Origin of the sequence: Exiguobacterium profundum (genome assembly GCF_001909285.1) — a bacterium.
Lineage (GTDB): Bacteria > Bacillota > Bacilli > Exiguobacteriales > Exiguobacteriaceae > Exiguobacterium > Exiguobacterium profundum.
In genome coordinates this window covers 2,207,363-2,232,296 of the sequence record NZ_MRSV01000001.1, presented here as the reverse complement: position 1 = coordinate 2,232,296, position 24,934 = coordinate 2,207,363, and the positions used below count along the sequence as shown (strand labels likewise).

Annotated in this window: 30 protein-coding genes; 27 read left to right on the top strand and 3 right to left on the bottom strand. The window is 47.7% G+C overall.

What is annotated here, in order from left to right:
• Positions 1-6: 6 nt before the first annotated feature.
• From BBB58_RS11570 to BBB58_RS11555, 4 genes are all read left to right on the top strand, one after another.
• Positions 7-468 carry a DUF420 domain-containing protein gene (locus BBB58_RS11570; RefSeq protein ID WP_015881287.1) on the top strand — a complete coding sequence of 154 codons (462 nt, stop codon included), beginning with the start codon at positions 7-9 and terminating at the stop codon, positions 466-468.
• A gap of 21 nt (positions 469-489) precedes the next feature.
• Positions 490-1,104 (top strand): SCO family protein, encoded by a 615-nt coding sequence (locus BBB58_RS11565; protein WP_074037353.1) that lies wholly within the window; start codon positions 490-492, stop codon positions 1,102-1,104.
• Positions 1,105-1,109: 5 nt separating this feature from the next.
• Positions 1,110-1,382: a hypothetical protein gene (locus tag BBB58_RS11560; protein WP_074037351.1), complete on the top strand. Its 273-nt coding sequence runs from the start codon at positions 1,110-1,112 to the stop codon at positions 1,380-1,382.
• A gap of 147 nt (positions 1,383-1,529) precedes the next feature.
• A complete protein-coding gene (locus BBB58_RS11555; RefSeq protein WP_074037350.1) occupies positions 1,530-2,021 on the top strand; it encodes a cysteine hydrolase family protein in 492 nt (163 codons plus the stop codon).
• A 45-nt stretch (positions 2,022-2,066) separates the two neighbouring features.
• Here the strand turns inward: BBB58_RS11555 and BBB58_RS11550 are convergent, their stop codons facing one another.
• Together BBB58_RS11550 and BBB58_RS11545 are read right to left on the bottom strand one after the other, a co-directional pair.
• Entirely contained in the window at positions 2,067-2,429 is a 363-nt protein-coding gene (locus BBB58_RS11550; RefSeq protein ID WP_015881291.1) for a YugN family protein, read from the bottom strand.
• 104 nt (positions 2,430-2,533) lie between these two features.
• Positions 2,534-3,268 (bottom strand): ATP-grasp domain-containing protein, encoded by a 735-nt coding sequence (locus BBB58_RS11545; protein WP_236548910.1) that lies wholly within the window; start codon positions 3,266-3,268, stop codon positions 2,534-2,536.
• Between the two features lie 153 nt (positions 3,269-3,421).
• On the opposite strand from BBB58_RS11545, the gene BBB58_RS11540 reads away from it, so the two are divergent.
• The 5 genes from BBB58_RS11540 to BBB58_RS11520 are packed head-to-tail and all read left to right on the top strand — an operon-like array spanning position 3,422 to position 6,213.
• A complete protein-coding gene (locus BBB58_RS11540; RefSeq protein ID WP_074037348.1) occupies positions 3,422-3,871 on the top strand; it encodes a YlbF/YmcA family competence regulator in 450 nt (149 codons plus the stop codon).
• On the top strand, positions 3,855-4,109 hold the full coding sequence (locus BBB58_RS11535; protein WP_244150739.1) for a YlbG family protein: 255 nt from the start codon (positions 3,855-3,857) through the stop codon (positions 4,107-4,109). Before BBB58_RS11540 ends, BBB58_RS11535 begins: the two co-directional genes overlap by 17 nt.
• Before the next feature lie 52 nt (positions 4,110-4,161).
• Complete coding sequence (gene rsmD, locus BBB58_RS11530; RefSeq protein ID WP_074037347.1) at positions 4,162-4,725, top strand: 16S rRNA (guanine(966)-N(2))-methyltransferase RsmD; 564 nt, start codon at positions 4,162-4,164, stop codon at positions 4,723-4,725.
• A 4-nt stretch (positions 4,726-4,729) separates the two neighbouring features.
• Positions 4,730-5,224 carry a pantetheine-phosphate adenylyltransferase gene (coaD, locus tag BBB58_RS11525; protein WP_074037345.1) on the top strand — a complete coding sequence of 165 codons (495 nt, stop codon included), beginning with the start codon at positions 4,730-4,732 and terminating at the stop codon, positions 5,222-5,224.
• The gene (locus BBB58_RS11520; protein WP_074037343.1) at positions 5,221-6,213 is read left to right on the top strand and encodes a SepM family pheromone-processing serine protease; all 993 of its coding nucleotides are present in this window, start codon (positions 5,221-5,223) and stop codon (positions 6,211-6,213) included. Before coaD ends, BBB58_RS11520 begins: the two co-directional genes overlap by 4 nt.
• Here the strand turns inward: BBB58_RS11520 and BBB58_RS11515 are convergent.
• A complete protein-coding gene (locus tag BBB58_RS11515) occupies positions 6,192-7,322 on the bottom strand; it encodes a tRNA(Met) cytidine acetate ligase (protein ID WP_074037342.1) in 1,131 nt (376 codons plus the stop codon). The two genes, BBB58_RS11520 and BBB58_RS11515, sit on opposite strands and share 22 nt — an antisense overlap.
• A gap of 156 nt (positions 7,323-7,478) precedes the next feature.
• On the opposite strand from BBB58_RS11515, the gene BBB58_RS11510 reads away from it, so the two are divergent.
• From BBB58_RS11510 to BBB58_RS11425, 18 genes are all read left to right on the top strand, one after another.
• Entirely contained in the window at positions 7,479-8,006 is a 528-nt protein-coding gene (locus BBB58_RS11510) for a YceD family protein (RefSeq protein ID WP_074037341.1), read from the top strand.
• 22 nt (positions 8,007-8,028) lie between these two features.
• Complete coding sequence (rpmF, locus tag BBB58_RS11505; protein ID WP_015881300.1) at positions 8,029-8,202, top strand: 50S ribosomal protein L32; 174 nt, start codon at positions 8,029-8,031, stop codon at positions 8,200-8,202.
• 119 nt (positions 8,203-8,321) lie between these two features.
• The gene (locus BBB58_RS11500) at positions 8,322-9,161 is read left to right on the top strand and encodes a ketopantoate reductase family protein (RefSeq protein WP_244150738.1); all 840 of its coding nucleotides are present in this window, start codon (positions 8,322-8,324) and stop codon (positions 9,159-9,161) included.
• Complete coding sequence (locus BBB58_RS11495) at positions 9,155-9,514, top strand: DUF3397 domain-containing protein (RefSeq protein ID WP_015881302.1); 360 nt, start codon at positions 9,155-9,157, stop codon at positions 9,512-9,514. The genes BBB58_RS11500 and BBB58_RS11495 overlap by 7 nt, the downstream gene beginning before the upstream one ends.
• 24 nt (positions 9,515-9,538) lie before the next feature.
• A complete protein-coding gene (gene bshC / locus BBB58_RS11490; RefSeq protein WP_084543095.1) occupies positions 9,539-11,095 on the top strand; it encodes a bacillithiol biosynthesis cysteine-adding enzyme BshC in 1,557 nt (518 codons plus the stop codon).
• Positions 11,096-11,253: 158 nt separating this feature from the next.
• Complete coding sequence (rsmH, locus tag BBB58_RS11485) at positions 11,254-12,186, top strand: 16S rRNA (cytosine(1402)-N(4))-methyltransferase RsmH (RefSeq protein WP_074037338.1); 933 nt, start codon at positions 11,254-11,256, stop codon at positions 12,184-12,186.
• Positions 12,187-12,210: 24 nt separating this feature from the next.
• The gene (ftsL, locus tag BBB58_RS11480; RefSeq protein ID WP_074037336.1) at positions 12,211-12,573 is read left to right on the top strand and encodes a cell division protein FtsL; all 363 of its coding nucleotides are present in this window, start codon (positions 12,211-12,213) and stop codon (positions 12,571-12,573) included.
• Positions 12,573-14,720 (top strand): penicillin-binding protein, encoded by a 2,148-nt coding sequence (locus BBB58_RS11475; protein WP_074037334.1) that lies wholly within the window; start codon positions 12,573-12,575, stop codon positions 14,718-14,720. Before ftsL ends, BBB58_RS11475 begins: the two co-directional genes overlap by 1 nt.
• Before the next feature lie 57 nt (positions 14,721-14,777).
• Positions 14,778-16,082 carry a UDP-N-acetylmuramoyl-tripeptide--D-alanyl-D-alanine ligase gene (locus BBB58_RS11470; protein ID WP_074037333.1) on the top strand — a complete coding sequence of 435 codons (1,305 nt, stop codon included), beginning with the start codon at positions 14,778-14,780 and terminating at the stop codon, positions 16,080-16,082.
• Positions 16,083-16,103: 21 nt separating this feature from the next.
• Positions 16,104-17,063, top strand: a complete 960-nt coding sequence (mraY, locus tag BBB58_RS11465; RefSeq protein WP_074037332.1) for a phospho-N-acetylmuramoyl-pentapeptide-transferase — start codon at positions 16,104-16,106, stop codon at positions 17,061-17,063.
• A 13-nt stretch (positions 17,064-17,076) separates the two neighbouring features.
• Positions 17,077-18,414, top strand: a complete 1,338-nt coding sequence (gene murD / locus BBB58_RS11460; protein WP_074037330.1) for a UDP-N-acetylmuramoyl-L-alanine--D-glutamate ligase — start codon at positions 17,077-17,079, stop codon at positions 18,412-18,414.
• Positions 18,411-19,487, top strand: coding sequence for an undecaprenyldiphospho-muramoylpentapeptide beta-N-acetylglucosaminyltransferase (gene murG, locus BBB58_RS11455; RefSeq protein WP_074037329.1), 1,077 nt, complete (start codon positions 18,411-18,413; stop codon positions 19,485-19,487). Before murD ends, murG begins: the two co-directional genes overlap by 4 nt.
• 14 nt (positions 19,488-19,501) lie before the next feature.
• Complete coding sequence (locus BBB58_RS11450) at positions 19,502-20,272, top strand: cell division protein FtsQ/DivIB (protein ID WP_074037328.1); 771 nt, start codon at positions 19,502-19,504, stop codon at positions 20,270-20,272.
• Between the two features lie 227 nt (positions 20,273-20,499).
• The gene (gene ftsA / locus BBB58_RS11445; RefSeq protein ID WP_074037326.1) at positions 20,500-21,786 is read left to right on the top strand and encodes a cell division protein FtsA; all 1,287 of its coding nucleotides are present in this window, start codon (positions 20,500-20,502) and stop codon (positions 21,784-21,786) included.
• Positions 21,787-21,832: 46 nt separating this feature from the next.
• On the top strand, positions 21,833-22,975 hold the full coding sequence (gene ftsZ, locus BBB58_RS11440) for a cell division protein FtsZ (RefSeq protein WP_074037325.1): 1,143 nt from the start codon (positions 21,833-21,835) through the stop codon (positions 22,973-22,975).
• A 51-nt stretch (positions 22,976-23,026) separates the two neighbouring features.
• Entirely contained in the window at positions 23,027-23,788 is a 762-nt protein-coding gene (gene pgeF / locus BBB58_RS11435; protein ID WP_074037323.1) for a peptidoglycan editing factor PgeF, read from the top strand.
• Positions 23,785-24,438: a YggS family pyridoxal phosphate-dependent enzyme gene (locus BBB58_RS11430; protein WP_074037322.1), complete on the top strand. Its 654-nt coding sequence runs from the start codon at positions 23,785-23,787 to the stop codon at positions 24,436-24,438. Before pgeF ends, BBB58_RS11430 begins: the two co-directional genes overlap by 4 nt.
• Before the next feature lie 23 nt (positions 24,439-24,461).
• Complete coding sequence (locus BBB58_RS11425; RefSeq protein ID WP_074037320.1) at positions 24,462-24,932, top strand: cell division protein SepF; 471 nt, start codon at positions 24,462-24,464, stop codon at positions 24,930-24,932.
• Positions 24,933-24,934 lie beyond the last annotated feature (2 nt).

The following is a 24,934-nucleotide window of genomic DNA, read 5'->3' as shown; positions in this document are numbered from 1 at the left end:
ACATTGATGAACTATCTTGCCTTAATTAGTGTGTCATTCATCGTCATCAGTGCGATTCTTGTCGCCATCGGATGGGTGATTATCGCAAAAGACCGAAGCAACATCGAAAAACATAAAAAGGTGATGACGGCCGCAGCGATTGCAGCGACGACGTTCTTTATCCTTTACGTCTCGCGTACCATTTTTGTCGGTAACACGGCATTTGGGGGACCGGATTCAGTGAAGCCGTTCTATCTTGGTTTTATGATTTTCCATATTCTTCTCGCAACCACAGGTGGTATCCTCGGATTGATTACGCTCTATCTCGGTTATAAAAACAAAATCGAGAAGCACCGGAAAATCGGTCCAAAAGCGTCAGTCGTCTGGTTCTTCACGGCCATTACGGGGGTGACGGTTTACATTCTTCTCTATGTGGCATATGACCCAGGTGAAACGACGAACGTATTCCGCGCGATAATCGGAGGATGATCCATAGAGAGGGAGAGCTGTATGAAACGGAATAGCTATTTGACGGTCGGTTTGACCGTCTTGACGCTTGTCGTCATCGGAGTAGCCGTGTATTTTGTTTTCTTCAATCAAGACGACCTACCCGTCATTCAAGAGCCAACCCCGTTCACATTAACGAACGCATTAAATGAAGAGACCTATAATTCCGACAACGGAAAAGTGAAGATTGTGACGTTCTTCTATACGAACTGTCCAGATATTTGTCCGCTCACGTTACGTGATTTTATGAAACTCGAAAAAAAAATGAAAAAAGAGAACTTATACGGCTCGGACGTAGAACTCGTCGCGATCACGGTTGACCCGGAGGTGGACACCGTGCCCGTTCTGAAAAATTACGGGGAAGCATTCCAAGCAGAGCCGACTGGATGGAAGATGTTGACGGGAGACCAGGTAGACATTGACCGAATCACACGTCAGCTACAGTTCTATTATTCGAAGGCGAACAGCGGACTCGTGACGCATGCGACGACGATGTACGTCATCGACCGCCATCATGATGTCCGTGCTGTCGCGCAGATGGCGACGGCAGGGGATGAACCGGTCGATATCGAATCTATCATGGAGGACGTTAAAGTGCTCGCGAATGAAAAGGAGTGATCACCATGAACGATACGATGGCTGTGATTGGGAATGACTATTCATACGGAGACGTGACGATTGCGGAACGGGCGATTGAAGATTTGATCGCGTGTAGCGCAATCGAATTCGGCTTGAAAGAAGTGAAAGTCGTCTCTCGCTCGAAAGACCACTATGATTATCAAATCATTGCACCATTAACACTCGTCGAGGCAGAGCGATTGTACCGCTATGTTCGAGACCAATTCGATTTATTGCTCGGTCAAGTCGATGTGACATTGACCGTCATTGCGGCATGATATAAGGGAGGACCCGTAAAGGGCCTCCTTTTTTATATGCTCGACGCTACGTTTCTTATGACTATATCTTCCAGAAGCGAACTTTGCTATACTAAATAGCGGAGTCGAACTAACGTTCGCTTTTTTAGAAATGGAGGAGGACTAATTATGCAGAACCAAGCCTTAGTCGTTATTGACATTCAAAAAGACATCACGAAAAATTACAAAGCAATCATCGACAACATCAATAAAGCGATTGATTGGGCGGTCGAAAAGAAGTTACATATTGTCTATATCCGTCATGAGAATTTATCAGCAGGGACGAGAACGTTGAAAACAGGAACGCGAGGAGCGGAATTAGCACCAGATTTGAAGCTCGCGTCCGACCACGTGTTCACAAAGTACAAGGGCAACGCCTTGACGAGCGAAGCGTTTGTGACGTTCATTGCCAAGCATCACATCGATACGTTTTATATCACTGGGGCTGATGCGACCGCCTGTGTGAAGTCGACTTGCTACAATCTGCGGAAATCTGACTATGCGGTTAGCGTCTTGTCGGATTGCATTACGAGAAACGATTTGAAAAAACTAGAAGATATGATTATGTATTATAAGAGTAAAGGTTGCGTGATCATCGAATCAAAGGACTTGTCGGCGTAAGTTGCCTAACAACGTTTAACTCGCCCATAAGAAAAACCCCTTCGCTTATGCAAGGGGTTTGACTTCTAATGTTTCTGCGAGTGCTTTTAGACGGCGCTCACAGTCGCGGACGATTTCTTCTGGGAAGACTTCATCGTATTCAACACCGTGTGGATAATAATGCTTTCCTAAAATCGGTGTAAGCATTTTGACAACAGCGTGACGATCTTCGATTTGACCTTCGATCGCGTATACAGGTAAGCGAAGATAGAATGTTTCGCCAGTCGATTGTTTCTCATATTTCATGTCATACGTGGCACGCTCGTAATCCCAAGCACCTTCACGGATGAAATGATGATGATCCATGATCGTCTCGAGCAAACCAAAACGGATTTCTTTTCCCTCGATGTGGAACTGCTCAAATTTCATCATAATCCCCCTTTTCGAATAAACCTCATATGTCATCATACCATATTCAAAAACGTTCTTGGAATAACGTGTGTTCAAATTGTGAAAAAAAGATGAACGATTAATCAGCCGAGTGAATTTAAGTATTCCTCGATTTTTTGAGGGAGTTTCACGCCAAGAGGTAGCAGTCCTTCTGATCCGAAAAAGACGTTGAATTCCAAAATGTAAAATCCTTCTTCCGTCACGATAACGTCAAACGCTGCGTGATTGATAGATAACGTGTTGGCAATCGATTGAACTTCTTTGATGACGTCTTCCGGGATGTCTTCGTACGAGAAGTTAGCCCCTTGAGCGACATTGTTTAAAAAAGCCTCGCTGACACGCCAATAGGCACCGACTACCTCTTCTCCAATCACGATGATGCGTAAGTCGCGATCATTCGGGATGAACTCTTGGACATAGAACGTATCATGATTCTCGACGTATTCTAACCAGTCTTGGTCATTTTTGATTAACCATACCCCTTGACCCATTGAGGATTTGGCTTTTTTGGCGACGAACGGGTAGTGGAATTCTTCCAACACGCGTTCAATCGTGTATGGGTTCTTTCCATAAATCAATGTCTTCGGAATCCGGTGCGGATATGTCGCTTTAAAGGCGCGCGTCATCTCGATCTTGTCGTGCCCGAGGTGATAAGTCGCAGGTGATGGGAAGATTGCTTTATTCATCCCGTAGATGATGGAATTGACCATCCAATACTCAGGGAACAGGACGAGGTCGGCAGCGCGAACCTTATCGAGCTGATCGAAATAATATTCGGGTTTCGCATAATCCGTCTTGATCCCGGCCGATCGGATCATATTAAAAGAAACTTTTTTCATACGTAGACGCATAGGTTGCGTCTGTTCACTTCCTTTCTACATGGAACGCCTTTCGGTCAACTTCAATTATAGTGTGGATTGCTTACATAGGGAAACAATTGTGGTAAAATCATGGCAGAAAGGGTGAGGGGTATGATAATCACTGAACAGACGATTGCCCTGCTCGATCAAACAGAAGAATTGACCGATTTGATTGAAGCAAGCGAATCGTTTCAAACATATATTCAAACGAAAGCGGCACGTCTCGCATCACAAGAAGCAAAGGAAATCGAGCGTGAGTTCTTGAAGATGAAAGAGGACTATGAGTATGTCCAGCGATTCGGAAAGCATCATCCGGACCAAAACCGCATCAAAAAAGAGATGCATCTCATCAAACGTCGTCTCGATGTTCAGCCGGAAATAACTGCGTTCAAAAAAGCGGAACGAAGCTTGGATAAGTTGTTAGGGGAAGTGAGTGAACTATTGGCTCATTCAGTCTCTCCTAAAATCAAGGTCCCGACCGGTAATCCATTCTTTGATGAAGGTGGATGTTCTGGTGGAGGTAGCTGCGGAGGAGGCGGAAGTTGTGGATGCGCCGTCTAAGTTGAATGAACGGATTGGCTTCGTCGTATACGTGAATTCCTTAAAACAAGTGAAAGCGTTAAGACGTTATGCGAATCTTTACTTTGTCTCAAAACGAGAAAAGTATGCGTTTCTTTATACTGACCTCGAAGGTCATGAAGCCGTACTCGAACAAGTGAAAACATTGCCGTTTGTGGAAGCGGTCGTTCGAAGCGAACGCCCATTCATTTCCGAAACGTACGAGACAAAATCGAAATAAACAAAAAGATGAAGGTGGCATCACCTTCATCTTTTCTGCTGGAGGGAAAGACATGCGTGTCATATCTGGAGAACGAAAAGGGACCCGTTTAAAAGCGGTCCCAGGAACGGCGACACGGCCGACGACCGATAAAGTGAAGGAATCGTTATTCAACATTATCGGACCTTATTTTTCAGGCGGGAAAGCACTAGACCTTTACGCGGGCAGCGGTGGGCTCGGAATCGAGGCGTTATCACGAGGTTGTGACGAAGCTATTTTTGTCGATCGTCAACCGAAAGCCGTCCAAACGATTCAAGAGAACTTGCGAGCGACCCATTATGAAGTAAAAGGGAGAGTATATCGTCAAGACGCCAAGGCGGTACTCGAACAACTCAAGGTTCAACAGGAACAATTCAAGCTCATCTTTATGGATCCTCCTTATCATGCGGAAGAACACGTGGCGTTCTTACAGCTGATCGATGAATCAGATTTGTTGATCGATATCGGCGTAGTCGTCTGTGAACACGGTAGTGACGTGACATTACCGGAGCGGGTGGGACGATTTGAACGAATTAAAGAACAGCGATACTCAGATGTCATCACCATCAGTTTCTATGAGTACGCATCGGAGGAGTGACACGATGAAACGGATTGCGATTTGTCCGGGTAGCTTTGACCCAATCACAAACGGACATCTAGATATTATTGAACGAGCGGCGGCCATTTTTGACGAAGTCATCGTGGCTGTCCTTGAAAATTCAAGCAAAGCCCCATTATTTGATGTGGAGGAAAGACTTGGACTGATTCGAGATGTGACGACACATCTGCCAAACGTGTCGGCTGACGCGTTCGGGGGATTGCTTGTCGAGTATGCCGCAGAGCGGGAAGCGGCGACGATCGTCCGTGGGCTCCGTGCAGTCTCAGATTTCGAATACGAGCTTCAAATCGAATCAATTAACAAAAAGTTGAATGAGAACGTCGAGACGTTGTTCATGATGACGAATAGTCAATATTCGTTCCTCAGCTCGTCGATTGTCAAAGAAGTGGCGAAATATGGTGCATCGGTCAGTGAACTCGTACCGGAACAGGTTGAAATTGCCTTGCGTAAAAAGTATCAAGTGAGTTCGGGACAATGAAATCGTTAAAAATCGGTCTCGGTCTACTCGTTACAGTGCTTCTCTTCCTGTTCGTCCCACTTCCTTACTATATCTCTTCACCCGGAGCGGCGACCTCAATTGAAGAGTTCCTGACCGTCCAAGGTGGCGAAAAAGAGGATGGGGAACTGATGATGGTGACAATCTCCCAACGCCGTGCGACTCCGTTTTGGTTAGTTGAAAGTTGGGTAACCCCGTTCACGGAAGCGAATTTATCCAGTCGTTATTTATACGATGGGGAGAGTGAGGCAGACTATGAACGTCGCCAACAATTATTGATGGACTCTTCTCAACAAGCAGCAATCCAATACGCCTATCAATTAGCAGATCAAGACGTGACGGTTGATTTCGAGGGAATTTATGTATCTGCTCCGATTCCTGGGTCCCTTGCGGCCAATGTGTTGAAGCCGGGTGATGTCATCACGGCCATCGATGGGATGTCCTTTGCCACTCGCGTCGACTTTTTGAATCGCATATCGGAATTTGAGGCGGGCAATGAAGTGGAGTTGACGATTGAACGAGACGGCGAAGAACGTGTCGTGCAAACGCTCATTCAGCCGATCGATCAAAGCGGGGATCGTGTCGGAATTGGAATCTATGAACCACTTCCCGTTCAAGAAATCACGGCTGATCCTGAAGTCGATGTCGCTTTGACGAATGTCGGCGGTCCATCTGCAGGATTGATGTTCACGTTAGAAATTTATGATCAATTGACGCCAGGTGACTTGGCAAATGGAAAACGGATTGCCGGAACCGGAACGGTCGATGAGGAAGGGAATGTCGGACCTATCGGAGGTGCATGGCAGAAAATTGTCGCCGCCGACGAGGAAAGAGCGGAAGTCTTCTTTGTGCCGGCCGGTTCAAATTATGAAGAGGCGCTGGAATCACGAGACCGCCTAAACAGTGACATTGAAGTCGTCCCTGTAAAGACGGTCGAGGATGCGATTCGTTATTTAGAAGAGATGAACTGAGGGCGTTGCCGGTGCTCGATCAATGCATCATCTTGAAGCGGGAGTCGATATGCTTCGGTGACACGAGCTTCAAAATCGAGCCGGGCATCGAACTTACTGACGAGTTGTACGTCTTCCTTCACATCTCGTAACGCATGTCGTCCGAGATCGTTGAAGGCGAGCGGTCTCACGTAAGGGACTTCATCAAAGCGTGTCGGTGCCTCGACTTTTAACCAGTGAAGCAGTACGGCGACGAACGCCCGCTGAATGGCGGTACGCGTGTAGCGACGTGTTGACACGACAGCAAGTGCACGTTCGAATGAAGGCTCGACTCCCGCCTGCTTAAGACGAGGTGCGAGAGAAGCATCAATTCCTACGAGCTCCGTCAATGTGTGGAGTGGCAAGGTTCTCAGTTTGAATTGTAAGACGGGCCAATAGTGTTCCCAATGTGTCATCGGTTGTGTCCGAAACATCGCTTCAGTCGATGCCGGAACGGCACGAACTTCACCGGTGTCTAGGTAATGAGCCCGAATACCCGTTGCCGACATGACGTCCATTAATGAAGGATCATGATAATCAGCCCCGAGCCGTTTGACTGTATGTAACTGAATCATCTTTGCTGCTTTGGCGTAATGATAGCCCAAAATGTTGTTTGGTCGCGTCAAATCAAATGAGGGATAAACGGTCCGGAAAGCTCGACTCGAAGCTTGAGCGGACGAGTGTCCTTCATGTAATGCTTCTTGAAGCGCCTCTTTGTAACGTGACGTCTCTTCGACATGTGAACGGGCTGCATGGAGGATTGCATCTATATCCCCGCTCTCACTCCCGAACGATAGCGTCTGGCAACGGAGCTGTTCAGCAATCGAGACGGAGGCTTTAGCGAAACGGTCGGCGCGTTGGACCCCATATTGGGTCGGTAGCTCGATGACAAGATCGATCGCACCGCTCTCGACGGCAGCCTTAGCCCGTTTCCACTTGTCGAACGAGGCGGGTTCGCCCCGTTGAGTGAACTGGGCACTCATGATGGCAATCATGACATCAGCTCCGGTTTCGTGACGTGCAGTTTGCGCTTGATAATAGTGCCCGTTGTGAAACGGGTTGTACTCTGCAATAATGGCCGTCTTTTGCATGATTTACTCCTTTGCATTGTCGTATGGATTGGTGTAAGATGAGTAAGTACGCTTTGGCAAAGCGCCGTCGTCAACTGATTATAAAATAAAGAAAAAACATTGACAAAACAAGTTGGCCTATCTATAATTCATATTGTTGCAATTGAGGTGATTCGGATGAAATGGTCTATTGCACAGCTACTTAAGCTCCGAAACCAGGGTGACGGTTTTACAATCGATGAGATGGTAGAACTACCAGAGCTAACTCAGCTCCATCCGGATATCCGTTCGATTCGCCCGGTGCATGTGCACGGGGATGCATCGTTCACATCTAATCAAGTTACATTCAATCTGAAGATTCAAGGTGACCTGACGTTGCCAGATGCGCGAACGTTAGAAGATGTCACTTATGAATTCGATATTGAATCGCTCGAGCCTTTCTTTTTGGAGAATGGGCGTTATACGGAGCAATTCGATGACGTGAATTTGCCAGAAGGAAATACAATCAGTCTTGTACCGATTGTAAAAGAGCTCATCATGTTAGACGTCCCGATGCAAGTTTATGGGAACGAAACAGACAAAACTCAGGTTGAAGGAGAAGGCTGGACGCTCACTGACGAACAGCCCGAAAAAAAAACAAAAATTGACCCGCGTTTCGCGGGACTAGCCGAACTGTTCTCGAAAAAAGAGAACGAGGAAGGTTAACTTATCAAGGAGGTGGACAACGATGGCAGTACCATTCCGTAGAACGTCGAAAACTCGCAAACGTCTTCGTCGTACTCACTTCAAACTCAACGTACCTGGTATGAACGAGTGCCCGAACTGTGGCGAAATGAAACTTTCACACCGTGTTTGCAAATCTTGCGGACATTACAACGGTAAAGAAGTAACAAGCAAATAATGCTTGAAGGAGTGACCTGTTCTCAGGTTACTCCTTTTTTTTTTGTCATTTTTGGGTCATGGTGAAAAGATGTGGTAAACTTTTTGTGCGAAAATAGTTCGAATAGGAGGAGGGCCATGATGAACTCCATCAAACGAATTGGTATCATCGGAAACGGAGCGGTCGGATTATTGTTGGCATCTGTGCTCGCAGACGATTACGACGTGACGCTCTACGGAAGAAGCGGGTCATCTGATCCACTTTTCATCACACGTATCGGTGTGACGGAAGGGACGGCACGTGTGTCGTTACGGTCAAGTCAGACGCTTCAGGAAACGGACGAGGATCTTTTTTTTGTCTTAACGAAAGCCCATCAAGTCGAGGAAGCGACGGCCCGACTCTCGGGTAAGGTGCCCGTCTTTATTTGTTCGAATGGGATTGCCCATCTGGAATATGCGAAACGTCGAGGGTTTCATTTAGGTGTCGTCGAGCATGGGGTGACGAAGCGTGGTCATGAGGTTGAGCATCGTGGACTCGGACGGATTCGAATTGGAAGTACGTCGGGGCTCCATCCTCTATCATTTCAAGAGAGCCCACTTCACATCGTGTGGGAAGAAGATATTGAACAAGTCGTCATTGAAAAATTGTTTGCTAATGCCATCATCAATCCCATCACGGCATTATGCCGGGTCCCGAATGGAGCCCTCGCCGGCTCACCATATCGCGAAATCGCACAATCGATTTACGATGAGTTGGTGCCTTTGTTTGCGCAGCAAGTCTCATTTTCCTACATCGAGACGATTATCGAACGTACCGCACAGAATCGCTCCTCGATGTTGCGCGATCTTGAAGAAGGTCGGCCGACAGAGGTGGATGCGATTTTGAAACCGGTGATTGAGAAAGCCGAACAGATGCAGATTTCTCTCACTGTCATTCCGCTATTACATAAACTGATTCTAGGAGCGAGCGCATCGTGTTAGTGTATATCGTTTCATTTCCACTCATCTTATGGTTTATGGTGTATATGATACTTAGAAAAATTATGCCGAAATCAATCAACTCATTCAAACTCGCATGCGATGCCGGGGTCATCCTTTGGTTTTACGCTTGCAGTATTTTACTTGAGGCCATCGTCGGGACGGATATGTTGCTATTATTGCTCGCAGCCTGCTGTGCGATTTTCCCCATCAACGCGATTTGGCAGCGGATTCGTTATGAGGAAGTGTTGTTCACGAAGATGTTCGTCCATGGTTGGCGGTTACTCTTCTTGCTACTTGTTCCGACCCACGCCATTTTATTCGCAATCGGTGTAGCCCAAGGCATGATTCGTTGATTGATTGAAAGGAAGTTGTTATACGTGAAGGTAGAAGCATTTGATGCTCTATATGCATCCACATCACCGATGATTCAAATCGATCATGAATATGGTCGCTGGCTCGATTATCGAGGGATGAATGAAATCGAAAAACGTGCCGAGGAGGTCTCAGGGCGCACCTATGAGCATCTGTCGGAGCTCGTCGAGATAATAAAGGGACAACAAGAACAGTTCGGGGAACTTTCGGAAGAGTTGGAAGCGAATCTGGAGTTACTCGCTCAGCGAAAAGCGTACGTGATGGTGACGGGGCAACAGGTCGGCGTATATGGAGGACCTTTGTTTGCCGTATACAAACTGTTAGCGGTCATCAAACGGGCGAAACAGGCTGAAGCGAAATTAGGGAAACCGGTCCTTCCTGTCTTCTGGATGGCGACGGAAGATCATGACTTTGCTGAAATCAACCATGTCTTCACGACACAGGCGTTTTCAAGGACGTTGAAAAAAGATGCCTTGTCATCGTTACCGCTTGCAGGAAAAGCATCGATAGGGGACTTAGAGTTCGAACGGGTAAAGCTCGAACTTGTTCAAATGGCGCAACGTCTTCTACTGAACGAAACAGAGACACCGTATACTTCACATTTGTATCATGAGCTGATTGACCTCATTCAAGTGAGTCGTTCGTTCGCTCACTTTTTCGGTGGAATGATGCGGCGATTCGTCGGATCTGACTTTTTATTGTTTGACCCGCACGCGAAAGACGTACGGGCTCTCGAACGACCGATGTTCCGAAGTCTCATCGAGCATCATGACAAGCTCCATGAAGCGCTCGGTCATGCATATGAAGAAGGGATGCCATCGGTCGACTTGAACAGAGACGCGGCCCATCTGTTTTATCACGATGGGACACGAGAGCTGCTCACGAAGGTCGATGGGGTGTTCACGACAAAGCGAGGACATCGCTTCACTGAAGACGAACTGCTCACAGAGATAGAGGCGCATCCGGAACGTTTCTCAAATAACGTGGTCTCCCGTCCGCTCATGCAGGATTTCCTGTTCCCGACTGTTGGGTATGTGGCAGGTCCCGGTGAAATTGCCTACTGGCTCCAGCTTCGACCGCTCTTCCACGAGATGAGATGGAAGATGCCGCTTCTCTTGCCACGTCTTGGTGGGTTGATCGTGTCAAGAAATGATGAGAAGAAGCTTCGTCAAGAAAGCGTGACATTGGAGCAGTATATGAAGCGACCGCTCCCGGATCATGCATTTGACGATGAAGCGTTTGAAGAAAAGCTATATGCGTATCGGACGCTCACAGAGGCCGTCAGTCATGAGGCAGGGAAACAAGGAAGACGATTTGAGGCGAAGTCGAGACATGTGCTCGAGCGATTGGCGGATGAGATGCGTGCTGAATCGAAGCGAGAACAATATCGCTTGAATGCACGAAGGATTCATCTGTCGACCCGGCTGTTCCCGATGGATGCCCCTCAAGAGCGCATCATCTCGATGGTTCCGATATTAAATCGTCACGGACTAGACGTGTTCAAACGATTGAAACAGGTTTATGAACAATCTGATACGGAGCGATGTTTGTTCTATGTATAATCTTTTTTTGAGAGCTCTTGACATTTGTCGAGAGCTTTTTTTTGTTGTTACCTTTTTTTTTCCTCTTTTCACTAAAAACCTGTACGGACCTTGACATTTTTATGATAAAGTAAGTGTAATAAAACAGTTGAAATATGTAGGTTGAGAGGGTTTTTTGAATGTTTGAGCATAAAACGGTTTTAAAAATGGAGTCCATTGAGGGATTGAACATCAAACCAGATGGGGTATATGTCGATTGTACGTTAGGTGGAGCGGGTCATAGTGAAGAAATCGCAAAGCGTCTAACGACGGGTCAACTATATGCGTTCGACCAAGATGACGTCGCGCTCGCACATGCGAAAGAGCGATTGGCTCCTTATGAAGGCCGTGTGACGTTTATAAAGAGCAATTTCGTTCACTTGAAGGAAGAACTTGCCCAACGTGGTGTGACAAAAGTGGACGGTGTACTATTCGACCTAGGCGTTTCTTCGCCACAGCTAGATGAGGCGGAGCGCGGGTTCAGTTACAACTATGACGCACCGCTCGATATGAGAATGGACCGGTCACGGGACTTTTCAGCCTATCATGTTGTGAACGAATGGTCGTTCGGAGAACTTGCTCGTATTTTCTTTACATACGGGGAGGAAAAGTTTTCAAAGCAAATCGCACGAAAGATTGAGCAAGCCCGTGCCGATAAACCGATTGAGACGACATTCGAGCTTGTCGACTTGATTAAAGAAGCGATTCCTGCACCAGCTAGACGAAAAGGCGGACACCCGGCGAAGCGGACGTTCCAAGCGATTCGAATCGCCGTCAATGACGAGTTGAACGTATTCGACCGCGCCGTTCAAGATGCGATTGATTTACTTGCATTGAATGGACGCATCTGTGTCATCACGTTCCATTCGTTAGAAGACCGCATTTGTAAACAAGTGTTCAAAGAGCGAAGCCAGCATCCACCATTACCACCGGGGTTGCCGGTCATTCCGAAAGAATTTGAACCGGAACTCAAACTCATCACGCGTAAGCCGATCGTGGCGAGTGAGGGAGAACTTGAAGATAACCGTCGTTCACGCTCTGCTAAGTTGAGAGTGAAAGAAAAACAAAAATAACCGAGAGTGTAGGAGGGATACCTGATGCCAGAAGCTGCCCGTAAGGCGTTGCAGCCTCAAGTAACACCGAATCGAAATCCGATTCCGCAAGAACGACCAATACCTGCTCCAAAACGACGCACGTTGACCTTGTTTGAATCGATCCTGTATCCAGTGATGATTGGTTCAGTGGTCATGTTCGGTGGCATCACGGTGTCGAAGCACAATGAAGCGTATAATATTATGCGTGATACAGCAACCGTCAATCAGCAGGTCGACGGGGTTGCAAAAGAAAACGAAGAACTAAAGTATGAAATCGCCCAATTAAGCTCGCCCGAAAGAATTTATGCGATTGCCGAGAAGCTCGGAATGAAATTCAATGAAAAGAATGTCAAGGTGATTGATTGATGAATTCTTTAAAAAAGAATAAAAAAAGAGTGGCGTGGGTAGCGATTGTCTGCTTCACCCCGCTCTTTTTATTTTTTGTCGGATGGTTCCTTTATTTATCCGTCACCCATACGTACAAAGGGGAGAACATGCTCGCATTCGCGGAAGAGCAACGGTGGAAAGCGGTTAGTACGTTAGAAGCGGAACGGGGCGAGGTGTATGATCGCTTCGGTCAACCGATTGCCATCAACATTCCATCATACCGGCTCGTTGCCGTTTTGAAACTCGGTGGTGAGCGGGTCAAAGGGAAGACGCTTATGCCTGATGAGTTCGCCGAAGCGGCGAAGCAATTGTCGACCGTGCTGCCTATGACAGAAGCCGATTTATTGAAACGGCTTGAACAAAATGCCGACCTTGGACAGATCGAGTTCGGTGTTCCCGGTCGTGACTTGACAAAAAAACAAAAAGAAGAGATCGAAGCATTCGACCTAAACGGCATCACGTTTGTCGAGGAACCGAAGCGCTATTACCCGAACAAAGTATTTGCTTCCTCGGTAATCGGATATGCTCAGAAAATTGACCAGAACGGTCGTATCGAACTCGTCGGTGAATTAGGGATTGAAAAGTCTCTGAATGATATTTTAAGTGAATCGTACGGTCTGTATCGATTTGAGAAAGATTTGGCAGGTCGTGAACTCATATCGAGTGACGAGCAGTTGAAGATTGAACCGGAAGACGGGGCGGACGTCCAATTGACAATCGACCACAGAATCCAACAGTTGCTCGAAACGAAGATGAATGAGTTGTATGAGGAGTATGAGCCGAAACATGCGACGGCCATCATCATGGACCCGAAAACGGGAGAGATCATCGCACTATCGGACCGACCATCGTTTGATCCGAACACACGCGAGATTTCTTCGTACAGTAACTTCTCTGTTTCGTCTCGATTCGAACCTGGATCGACGATGAAGATCTTTACGCTCGCGGCAGCCATCAACGAAGGCGTGTACAATCCGAATGAGCTGTATGAATCCGGTTCATACAAATATGGCAAGACGGTCTTCAATGATTACAACATTACGGGATGGGGTACCATTCCTATGGTAGAAGGCGTCTGGCATTCGTCGAACGTCGCATTCTCGATTTTAGCGAACGAACGACTTGGTCTCAGTCGATATGAAGATTACTTTAAAGCTTTCAAGTTTGATCAACGGACAGGAATCGATTTGCCTGGAGAGGTCAATAGTCAATTCGATTTCGAAAGTCCGATGAACGTCTTGATTACGGCATGGGGACAATCGACAGCGGTGACACCGATGCAAATTTTGCAAGCGACATCGGCCATCGCAACGGATGGGACGATGAAGCAACCGCACCTCATCAAGAAAATCGTCAACAGCGAGACCGGCGAAACCATTCGGACGACCAATCCGAAAGAAGTCGGTCAACCGATCACGGAAGAGACAGCCAAAAAGACACGTGAAGCGCTCGACGGTGTCGTCAATAGCGATGTGGGAACCGGGCAACTGTATGCGTTAGACAACTATCGCGTCGTCGGAAAGACCGGTACCGCTCAAATCGCCGAGAACGGAAAATATTTGAGTGGACAGTATATTCACTCGTTCGTCGGGATGGCTCCGGAAGACGATCCGGAACTTGTCATGTATATCGCGGTGGACAGACCGAACAGTGACTCGTCTACGACCGGGCCACGAATCATGGCGCCACTTTTCAAAGACGTGATGGATGTCGCATTACGTTACCGGAGTGTCGAGCCTGAAAAACAAGAAAAAGCAGTCGAAGCCTCGACGAAGACAACGTCTTCGTATATCGGTCAAAACCGTGAAGAGGCAGTGAACGCATCGACGGAGAATTCCTTCAATCCGATCGTGTTAGGTGATGGAGACGAAGTGATTGCGCAGAGTCCTGTGAAAGGACAATCTTATGTCGTCGGTGAACGATTGTTGCTAAAAACGAGCGAGTCGTTTACGATGCCTACATTAAAAGGTTGGTCGTTGCGTGACGTAAAACGTTTAGCGACCCTATATCAATTAAATTTAGAAATCGACGGTACCGGATTTGTCACATCGCAATCGATTGGCAAAGGGAAACCGGTCAAAACAGGTGCCTCCTTGAAAGTGAAATTGGAGACCCCGTCGAATTAACGCACGAGATGAAGAGGGCTGCGGCTCTCTTTTCCTATGTAAGAGGAGGAAGTTTGTATGGAACAAATGACAGTTCAAAAATTGGCATCATGGTTTGGCATGGATCTAAATGACGAACGTCTCGTCGAACGGGTCGCCACAGATTCAAGAGATGCAAACGAGGCGGGCCTCTTCGTCCCAATCGTTGGGGCGCGAGTCGACGGTCATGATTACATCGAGGCGGCCGTTGAAAAGGGTGCGATTGTCACGTTCTGGGAAGAAGGTCGTCCTCAACCAGACAACCTGGTTGTCATCCCTGTGAAATCGACGATTGAGGCATTGCAAACGGCAGCGGCGCGATATTTAGAAGAAATCAATCCGCTCGTCGTCGCCATTACAGGCTCGAATGGGAAGACGTCGACAAAAGACATGGTCGCTGTCGTGCTCGAGGAGAAGTTCAAGACGCATAAGACGGCCGGTAACTTCAACTCGGACGTCGGCTTGCCACTTACCGTTCTCAGAATGCCACGGGATACGGAAGTAGCCGTCCTAGAGATGGGAATGAACGGATTCGGTCAAATCGAGACGCTGTCAAAACTCGCCAAGCCTGATGTGGCGTTTGTGACGAATATCGGGGAGTCCCACGGTGAACAAGTCGGCGGACGGACAGGTATCGCCAAGGCGAAACTTGAGATCAAGGCCGGTCTCAAAGCAGACGGTCGCTTGATCGTCGATGCGGATGAGCCACTTCTTTCCGGTCAAGGCTATCGCGTCGGATACGATGAAACGGCGGATGGGAAAATTGAAGTGATCGAAACGACATTTGACGCATCGATCTTTAAATACAACGGTGACTTGTATGAACTAAAGGTGCTCGGTGCCCATCAGATTCGAAACGCAGCCTATGCAATCGCGTGTGGACTTGCGTTCGGTCTCGATCATGCGATGATTCAACGTGGCCTAGACCGAATCAAGTTGACATCGATGCGGATGGAAAAACAGATGTTCGGCGAAGCTCACCTCATTAACGATGCCTACAACGCAAGTCCGACGTCGATGATTGCAGCGATTGAGACGGTCAAGTCGCTTGAAGGATTCTCGAAGCGTGTGCTCGTCCTTGGAGATATGTACGAGTTAGGAATGGATGAACAACTGCAACACGAACAAGTCGGTGGCGCGGTGACATCTCCCGTGACCGATTGTATTCTCGTCGGAGACAAGGCAAAATGGATCGCGGATGGGATTCAAGATTCACGAGTGAGCGTTAAAATGGTCCCGACGGTTGAGGAAGCGAAGGCGCTCCTTCATCATTATCAACGACCGGATACTGTGGTATTGTTAAAGGCATCTCGAGGACTGGCGCTTGAGCGTCTTGTTCAATAAATAGAGTAGTGAGGTAGCAACATGTTAATTAGTTTAATCGTATTAATCAGTTCATTATTAAGTGTCTTGATCGTGATGCCGCGAGCCATCCCAGCATTGCGTCAATTAAAGTTCGGACAAGAGATTCGTGATGAAGGTCCAGGTTGGCACCAGAAGAAGTCAGGTACACCGACGATGGGTGGGATCGTCATCCTGCTCGCCATCCTTGTCGGATTCATCGTATCCGTCATTTTTGGCGAAGCGGTCGCTGGATTCGGGTCTCTTCTATTCGTTACGATGGCATTTGGTGTCATCGGTTTCTTAGATGACTACATCAAAGTCGTCAACAAACGAAACCTCGGATTGACGTCCCTTCAGAAGTTGATTGGTCAAATCGTGGTATCGGTATTGTTTGCATGGTTCTTGTCACTCGGGGGAGACCTCGATACATCGATCTCGATTCCATTCACGTCGATTTCATTCGATACAGGATGGTTCTATATCGCCATCGTCATCTTCTGGCTCGTTGGATTCTCAAACGCCGTCAACTTGACAGATGGATTAGACGGACTCGTCTCCTTCTCGGCCATCCCGACGTTCACATTCTTTGGGATTTACGCCCTTACACAAGATGAACTTGGGATTGCTTGGTTCGCGTTTGCGGTCGTCGGTGCCTTGATCGGGTTCCTAGTCTTCAATAAGTATCCGGCTAAAATCTTCATGGGTGACACCGGTTCGCTCGCACTAGGCGGAGCCGTCGCTGGACTCGCTTTGATGTTGAAGCTCGAATTGCTTCTCGTCTTTGTCGGAATCATTTTCGTCATCGAGACATTGAGCGTCATCTTGCAAGTCATCTCGTTTAAAACGACGGGGAAACGACTCTTCAAGATGAGTCCGATCCATCACCACTTCGAAATGGTCGGGTGGTCAGAATGGCGCATCGTACTCACGTTCGGAGGCATCAGTTTAATTACAGCAGGTTTATCATTACTACTCATGTAAAAGGGTGAGACAGATGGAAAAGCAATGGCACGGTAAAAAAGTTCTTGTCCTCGGTGCTGCGAAGAGCGGCATTGCAGCGGCGACATATCTGCATCATGCAGGAGCAGATGTGACGATCAATACGGGGAATATCCCTCCGGAAGACGAACAGGAAAAAATTCAGGCGCTTGGGATTCAATCGGTATTTAACGAACATCCCCTCGCTCTGTTGAATGAGACAGAGTTGATTGTCAAAAATCCAGGCATCCCGTATCAGATTCCATTGCTTCAAGAAGCGATGTCTCGAAACATCCCAATCTATACCGAAGTGGAACTTGCTTATTTGGCAACGGAGGCGGAATTTGTTGCCATCACCGGCTCAAATGGGAAAACGACGACCACGACACTCGTCTATGAATTGCTCAAAGGTGGGGAACGTCCGGTGCATCTTGCGGGAAACATCGGATTCCCGGCGATTGAAGTGGCATCTCAGGCGAAGATGGGCGATTTGATTGTGATTGAATTGTCGAGTTTTCAATTGATGGGGATTGAGTCATTCCATCCCCGCTCGGCGGCACTACTCAATCTATCGGAAGCCCATCTGGACTATCATGGGGATTTTGATGCGTATGCGGATGCAAAAGGAAACCTGTTCCGTCAAATGAAGAATGCAGACCAAATCGTCGTGAAAGTGACGGATCCGGAAGTGATGAAACGCGTCCCGGGAGAGATTGAACCAACTACGTTCAGCTTTGACCGTGGTGATGCTTCTGTCGTCGATGGATGGGTCACAGTTCGTGGTGAAAAAATCATGCAAGTAAATGAGTTGGCACTAGGTGGGGCGCACAACGTGGAAAATGTATTGGCTGCACTACTCTTAGTGGAACCATTTGCTATTCCACGTACGCATATCGAACGTGTGTTACGAAACTTCGGTGGCGTTGCGCATCGGACCGAGAGTCTCGGTGATGTGCTTGGACGTGCTGTTTACAATGATTCGAAAGCGACGAACAACGTAGCAGCGGAAGCGGCGTTACGGGGGTTTGACGCCCCAATCGTTTGGCTTTGTGGTGGTCTCGAACGCGGTGCGGACTTATCTTCGCTCGCCTCTGCTCTCTCAAAAGTAAAAACTGTCGTCGCGTATGGTGAGACGGCTGAACGATTTAAAGAGCTCGGCGAGTCCCAACAGATTCCATCATTCACGGTCGAGACGTTGGCAGACGCCGTTCCGCTCGCGTTTGAGAAATCCGAGACGGGAGACGTCATCTTACTCTCACCCGCCTGTGCTAGCTGGGATCAATTTAAAACGTTTGAAGAACGAGGCGAGCAGTTCGTTCAACTCGTCCGTTCATATGAGGAGGCGAACCGATGAAAATCATGATTTCTGGTGGTGGTACCGGTGGTCATATTTATCCGGCACTCGCATTGATTGAAACGCTACAAAAACGTCACCCGGATTTACAGGTACAATACATTGGAACGGAGAATGGATTAGAAGCCGATCTCGTACCGCGAGCCGGTGTCCCGTTCAAGTCGATTCAAATCGCAGGTCTGAAGCGTTCGCTTTCACTCGAGAATCTGAAGACCGCCTACTGGTTTTTGAAAGCCGTTCGGGCATTGAAGAAAGACATGGCGGCGTTTAAGCCGGACGTCGTGATTGGCACGGGTGGTTTCGTATCCGGTCCCGTCGTTTATACGGCACAACAGCTTGGGATTCCCACGATTCTGCATGAACAAAACAGTATCCCGGGATTAACAAACAAATTCTTATCGAAGAAAGCCGATCGGGTCGCCCTCTCGTTCAAAGGATCGGATGTCCATTTTCCGGGCGCGAACGTTCGCTTGATTGGAAACCCGCGTGGTAGCGAAGTATTGCAGACGGAAGTCGATGAGGCGTCTATCCGCGAACAGTATCGTTTAGATGACCGTCCGATTGTCTTGGTTTATGGTGGAAGCCGCGGAGCCGAGGCCATTAACCGAGCGGTCGTGGAAGCAATCCCAGCGCTCTCAGAATTGCCGATCAACGTCCTTTACGTCACAGGGAAAGTGCATTTCGATGCGGTGTCGAAACAGGCACCATCCTCTGACAATGTACACATTCATCCGTACGTGTACGATATGCCATCTCTACTCGCTTGTACGTCACTCGTCATCTCACGAGCTGGCGCTTCAACGATTTCAGAATTGACCGCACTTGGCTTACCGAGCATTTTGGTCCCAAGTCCGTACGTGACAGCTGACCAAAAAAAGAAAAATGCTTCGGCCCTCGTCGAGAACGGGGCGGCCCTCCTTGTCAAAGAAGAAGCATTGACGGGTGTTTCGCTCGTAGAGACGATTCGTCAAGCACTCGAACAGCGTGAAGAGATGGCGAACGCATCGCGTGCGCTCGGTTTCCCGAACGCGTCAGATGCATTGGCCGACCTGGTAGAAGAAGTCATTCAATAAAGGAGTAGAACCCGATGGAACCAAGCCAACAAACGGTACGCAGTCTCGAAGACCGTATTCCATACATGAAAAAACAACGGCGTAAAAAAGCGAACCGTCGGATGTTCTCTGTACTCTCACTGTTTGGAATTCTCATCTTACTCGTGGTCTACATGCAGACTTCGATGTCGAACGTGAAAGAAGTGAAGGTATCGGGTCTATACTGGTTAGAAGAAACGTACGTGTTTCAGGATATGGAGCTCGATTCATCGACGAAGTTTGTCAGTCTTTCCCCAAACAAGATGAGTGAACAGATGGAAAAGTTGCCTGGTATCAAACGGGTAGAGATCGATCGTTCTTGGTATAACAAGGTTCATATCTCTGTGACAGAAGAGAAAATGATTGCTTATGCGAAAGCCGAAAAAGGAGATGTCGTCGTGTTAGCCGACGGTTCACTCCATCCGACCGGAGCCATCACCGATCCGCAAAAGCTAAAGGACGGACCGCTCTTGCGAGAGTTCAACACGGAAGCAGAACTTGAAAAGATTGCAAGTGAACTCGAACGGGTGGATGATGCGACTCGGGCCCGTATGTCAGAAGTGATTTTATCAAAACGAAAAGATGAGCCGACGCGATACGAGATTTTTATGAACGACGGCAATACGTTACTCACACCGACATTGAAGTTAAGTGAGACCGTATCGAAGTACGGAGAAATTTATGAAAACATCCCGAAAGGTGAGCGTGGGACCGTCGTCATGGATGGTGGGTATTACTTTGTTCCATACGAGAAAACGAATGAATAATCAGTTATATTACAGTCCTTAGACACATAAGGGCTGTTTTTTTGTCGTTTGTAAACGAATTGATAACGCGAAACCGCTTAAATTGTAGGATTCTACCTTTTCTCACTATCTTATTTGTTGTAAACTTAGACGTGAGATATCTTGTCGAAACCAACAATTTTTTTGGATATCTGTATACGTGTCAGGCAATTGGAACAGGAAAATTATAGAGCGGAGGTGTTTCCCTTTTGGAAGCGAATGGTTATGTGGCCGCATTAGATATTGGAACGTCAGAGATTAAGCTCGTCGTCGGTGAATTGCTCGGCGGAACGCTTAATATTTTGGCAGAAGGGTGTGCACCGTCTGCGGGTGTAAAACGTGGCGCTGTCGTAGACATCGATAAAACAGTCCAAGCGATCAAACAGGCCGTTGAGCATGCTGAGACATCGCTAGGTGATCAAATTCGATCTGTATACGTTGCCATCGAAGGAGAGCATATCCAAATTGCCCCATGTCACGGAATTGCATCCGTGAAGCGGGAAGATCAAGAAATTACCGACGCAGACGTTATGGAAGTCATCAACTCGGCACAAGTAATGCGATTACCGGACGAGATGAGTGTCATCGATGTGATCCCATCTTCATTCACGGTTGATCAACAAACAGGTGTTGTCGATCCACGGGGTATGTTAGGCTATCGACTTGAGATGCATGGGAAAATGGTGACCGGGTCGAAGACCATTTTACATAGTATTCGTCGTTCGATTGAACGGGCTGGATTACAACTCGAAGGTTTTATTCTAGGAAACCTTGCACTCGGCATGAGTGCAGCTTCTGTAGATGAAATCGATTTAGGAATCGGGCTCGTCGATGTCGGACATGAAAAGACGACGGTCTCCGTATTTTATCGGGGAGATCTCGTCTACTCGTATATCCTCCCGGTCGGTGGAGATCATATGACAAGAGACTTGGTCTATAAACTCAATTGTAAATATCAAGACGCCAAAGTGGCGAAAGAAGAATATGGTCTCGCTCTTGAAGAAATGGCTGATGAGACAGAAGGTTTCTCCTACACGAACATCAATGGGGAAGTGGCGTTCGAACCACAGTCAGAAATTAGCTACGTTTTAGAAGCGAGAATAGAGGAAATGTTTACCCTAATGTTGAAAAAAGTACAAAAAGTAGGTGTTCCGATGCTGAATGGCGGATACTTACTTTGCGGTGGGGCAGCTGCTCTACCGGGTATTCAGGAGTTGGCGACTCGCATTATGGGCCAAAAGACGAGATTGTATCAACCGTCGTCGATTGGTGTCAGACATCCAAAATACGCGACAGCCGTCGGTGTATTGAAATATGTCTTGATGAGTGATCATCACGTTTCGAAATCTCAACTTGAAAAACCGGAAGTTCGCCAGGAAACACTTCACACGAAGCCGGAAGCGACCGATATTCATGTAGGAGAGAACGAATACGAGAGCGAAAAAAAAACGAAAAAAGGATTTAGACGTTTGATGGAAAAATTATTTGGCGTTTAAGCTGACGATGTAATACAACTTGGAAAATACGTAGGGGGATACCTGAATGATGTACTTTGATGAGGCGATTGACGCCGTAGCAAAAATTAAAGTAATTGGAGTCGGTGGCGGCGGGTCAAACGCCGTTAACCGCATGATTGAACATGGGGTACAAGGAGTCGAGTTCATCGCAGTCAACACGGATGCACAAGCGTTGAACATGTCGAAAGCCGACGTGAAGCTTCAACTTGGTGCAAAATTGACACGCGGTCTCGGTGCAGGTGCGAACCCGGATATCGGTAAAAAGGCGGCTGAAGAAAGCCGTGAACAGTTGATTGAAGCACTTGACGGTGCAGATATGGTATTCGTCACAGCTGGAATGGGTGGCGGAACGGGAACAGGTGCTGCTCCGGTCATCGCCGAGATTTCAAAAGAAATCGGCGCACTCACGGTCGGTGTCGTGACAAAACCGTTCATGTTTGAAGGACGGAAACGTATGCAACACGCACAGCACGGTATTCAAGCGTTCAAAGAAAAAGTAGATACCCTCATTGTGATTCCGAACGATAAGCTTCTTGAAATCGTGGAACGCAACACACCGATGATCGAAGCGTTCCGTGAAGCGGATAACGTCCTTCGTCAAGGTGTACAGGGAATCACAGACTTGATCGCCATCCCGGGTCTCATTAACCTCGACTTCGCGGACGTGAAAACGATCATGACGGAGAAAGGGTCTGCCCTTATGGGTGTCGGTGTCGCGACAGGTGAAAACCGTGCCGTTGAAGCAGCGAAGAAAGCAATTTCGTCACCACTTCTCGAATCTTCAATCGAAGGAGCGAAAGGTGTCTTGATGAACATCACTGGTGGACTTAGCCTTAGCTTGTTTGAAGTGACGGAGGCGGCTCAAATCGTTCAAAGTGCGGCTGATGAAGAAGTGAACTTGATCTTCGGTTCGGTCATCAACGAAAACTTGAACGATGAAATCATCGTTACCGTGATCGCAACTGAATTCGCTGAAGAAGCACAAGGAACGAACCCGTTCCTTCAGCAGACGAAAAAACAGCCTGAGGTTGAGAACAAGGAACCCCAACCAAAAGCAAATGAAGCGGCTCAACAAGACGAAGGGAACTTCCATCGCCCAGTGTATGGAGGAGACGTCCCAGACGAGACGATCAACATCCCTGCGTTTGTGAGACAACGCCGTAACTAAACAACTAGGGGTGCCGGTACTCGGCATCCCTTTTTCTAAAAGGAGAGACCGATGCAACTGCTACATACTTGGGAAACCGAAACAAACCGTTATCATGCTTACGCGACGACACGAACGGACGGACACAATGCTGGAAACGTCGGATTACATGTGGGCGATGAAATTGACCGAGTCGTCGAAAATCGGCAACAGTTCTTTCAACAAGCCGGGCTCTCGTTAGAGGACTCCGTGTGGGCGGATCAAGTACATGGTACGACTGTCCAAGTCGTCGATTCGTCGGACAAAGGTAAGGGGGCATTCCGATATGAAGAGGCGATTCCGAAAACAGATGGGCTTCTCACAACCGAAGACGCGTTACCGTTAGCCCTCGTCTTTGCTGATTGTGTACCGCTCTTCTTCTGTGCGAAAGATCATGGGGTCATCGGCATCGCTCATGCCGGGTGGAAGGGAACGGTCGGAAACATCGTTAAGACCATGATGCAGACGTTTGCTGAGCAAGGAATCGAGGCGACCGATGTAGACATGCTCGTCGGTCCCTCCATCTCAGGAAGTGACTATGAGGTCGATGGTCGTGTTCTCCAGGCCGTCCGGGATGTTTCGCCGATTGCATATGAACGGTCAGTGCGAAACGAGTCGGGTGAGCACGCGCTCTTGTCCCTCCAAACCGTCAATGAAGTATTGGCAAAAGAACATGACACTGAGGTCATGCAATCGAATTTAACAACTGGCGCGGACAGCCCGTTTTTCTCCTATCGAGATGGAGAGACGAAACGTCGGTTTGCGGCAGTCATTGTCAAGGAGCGGAAATCGTGAGTATTTCAGATAATGTAAAACAAGTTCAATCCATCATTTCATCACACGTTCAAGAAGTTGAGCCGACACTCATCGCTGTCACGAAATCCGTAGGCGTAGATGTGGCCAACGCTCTCTACGCAGAAGGAATTCGTGATTTCGGAGAAAACCGCCCGGATTCACTGCTCGAGAAAGTTGAAGGGATGCCGAAGGATGCAAGATTTCATTTTATCGGTACGTTACAGACACGAAAAGTGAGACAAATCATTGATTACGTCGCGGCCATCCACTCTCTAGACCGGTTGTCTCTCGCAGCAGAGATTGACAAGCGCGCGAACGGGACAATCGATTGTTTCGTTCAAGTGAACACGTCAGGAGAAGATTCAAAACATGGTCTTGAAATAGAGGAAGTCGTGCCCTTCATCGAGAACTGTAAACAGTATCCTCATATTCGAATCATCGGGCTGATGACGATGGCACCGTTCACTGAAGAAGATTCCGTCCTTCGTGAAACGTTCCGCCGTCTCCGTCATCTACGTGATGAAGTGAAGGCAAATGCGTATGACCACGCACCATGCACGGAGCTGTCGATGGGGATGTCAAACGATTATCCAATCGCGATTGAAGAAGGCGCATCGTTTGTTCGTATTGGTACCGTACTTGTGCAATAATATATCTTAAGGAGGAATCCGTTATGTCAATCAAAAACAAAATGAAAGATTTCTTTGGACTCGAAGAAGATCCGAACAGCACATATGAAGAAGAAGAGTATACTGTGGCAAATGCAGCAGCTCCTTCTACAACCGAAACATCTGTCGTCAGACAGGATGATCGTCCAAAATCAGCGAATAATCTCGTGGAAATAAATTCGAAAAAGAAAGACCGTTCAAAAGTCGTATTGGCTGAGCCGCGTGTGTTCGCTGAGGCGCAAGACATTAGCGATCATTTGAAAGAAAACCGTGCTGTCATCGTCAACCTTCAGCGCATGTCAAAAGAGCAATCGCGTCAAGTCGTCAACTTCCTCTCAGGTGTCGTATACGCCCTTGAGGGATCGATGACTTCGATTGGACATAACACGATTCTGTGTACTCCGAACAACGTCGAATTGACTGGTTCAATCTCAAACTTGATCTCGGAGGATGAACTTCACAGTAAAGGGTGGTAACT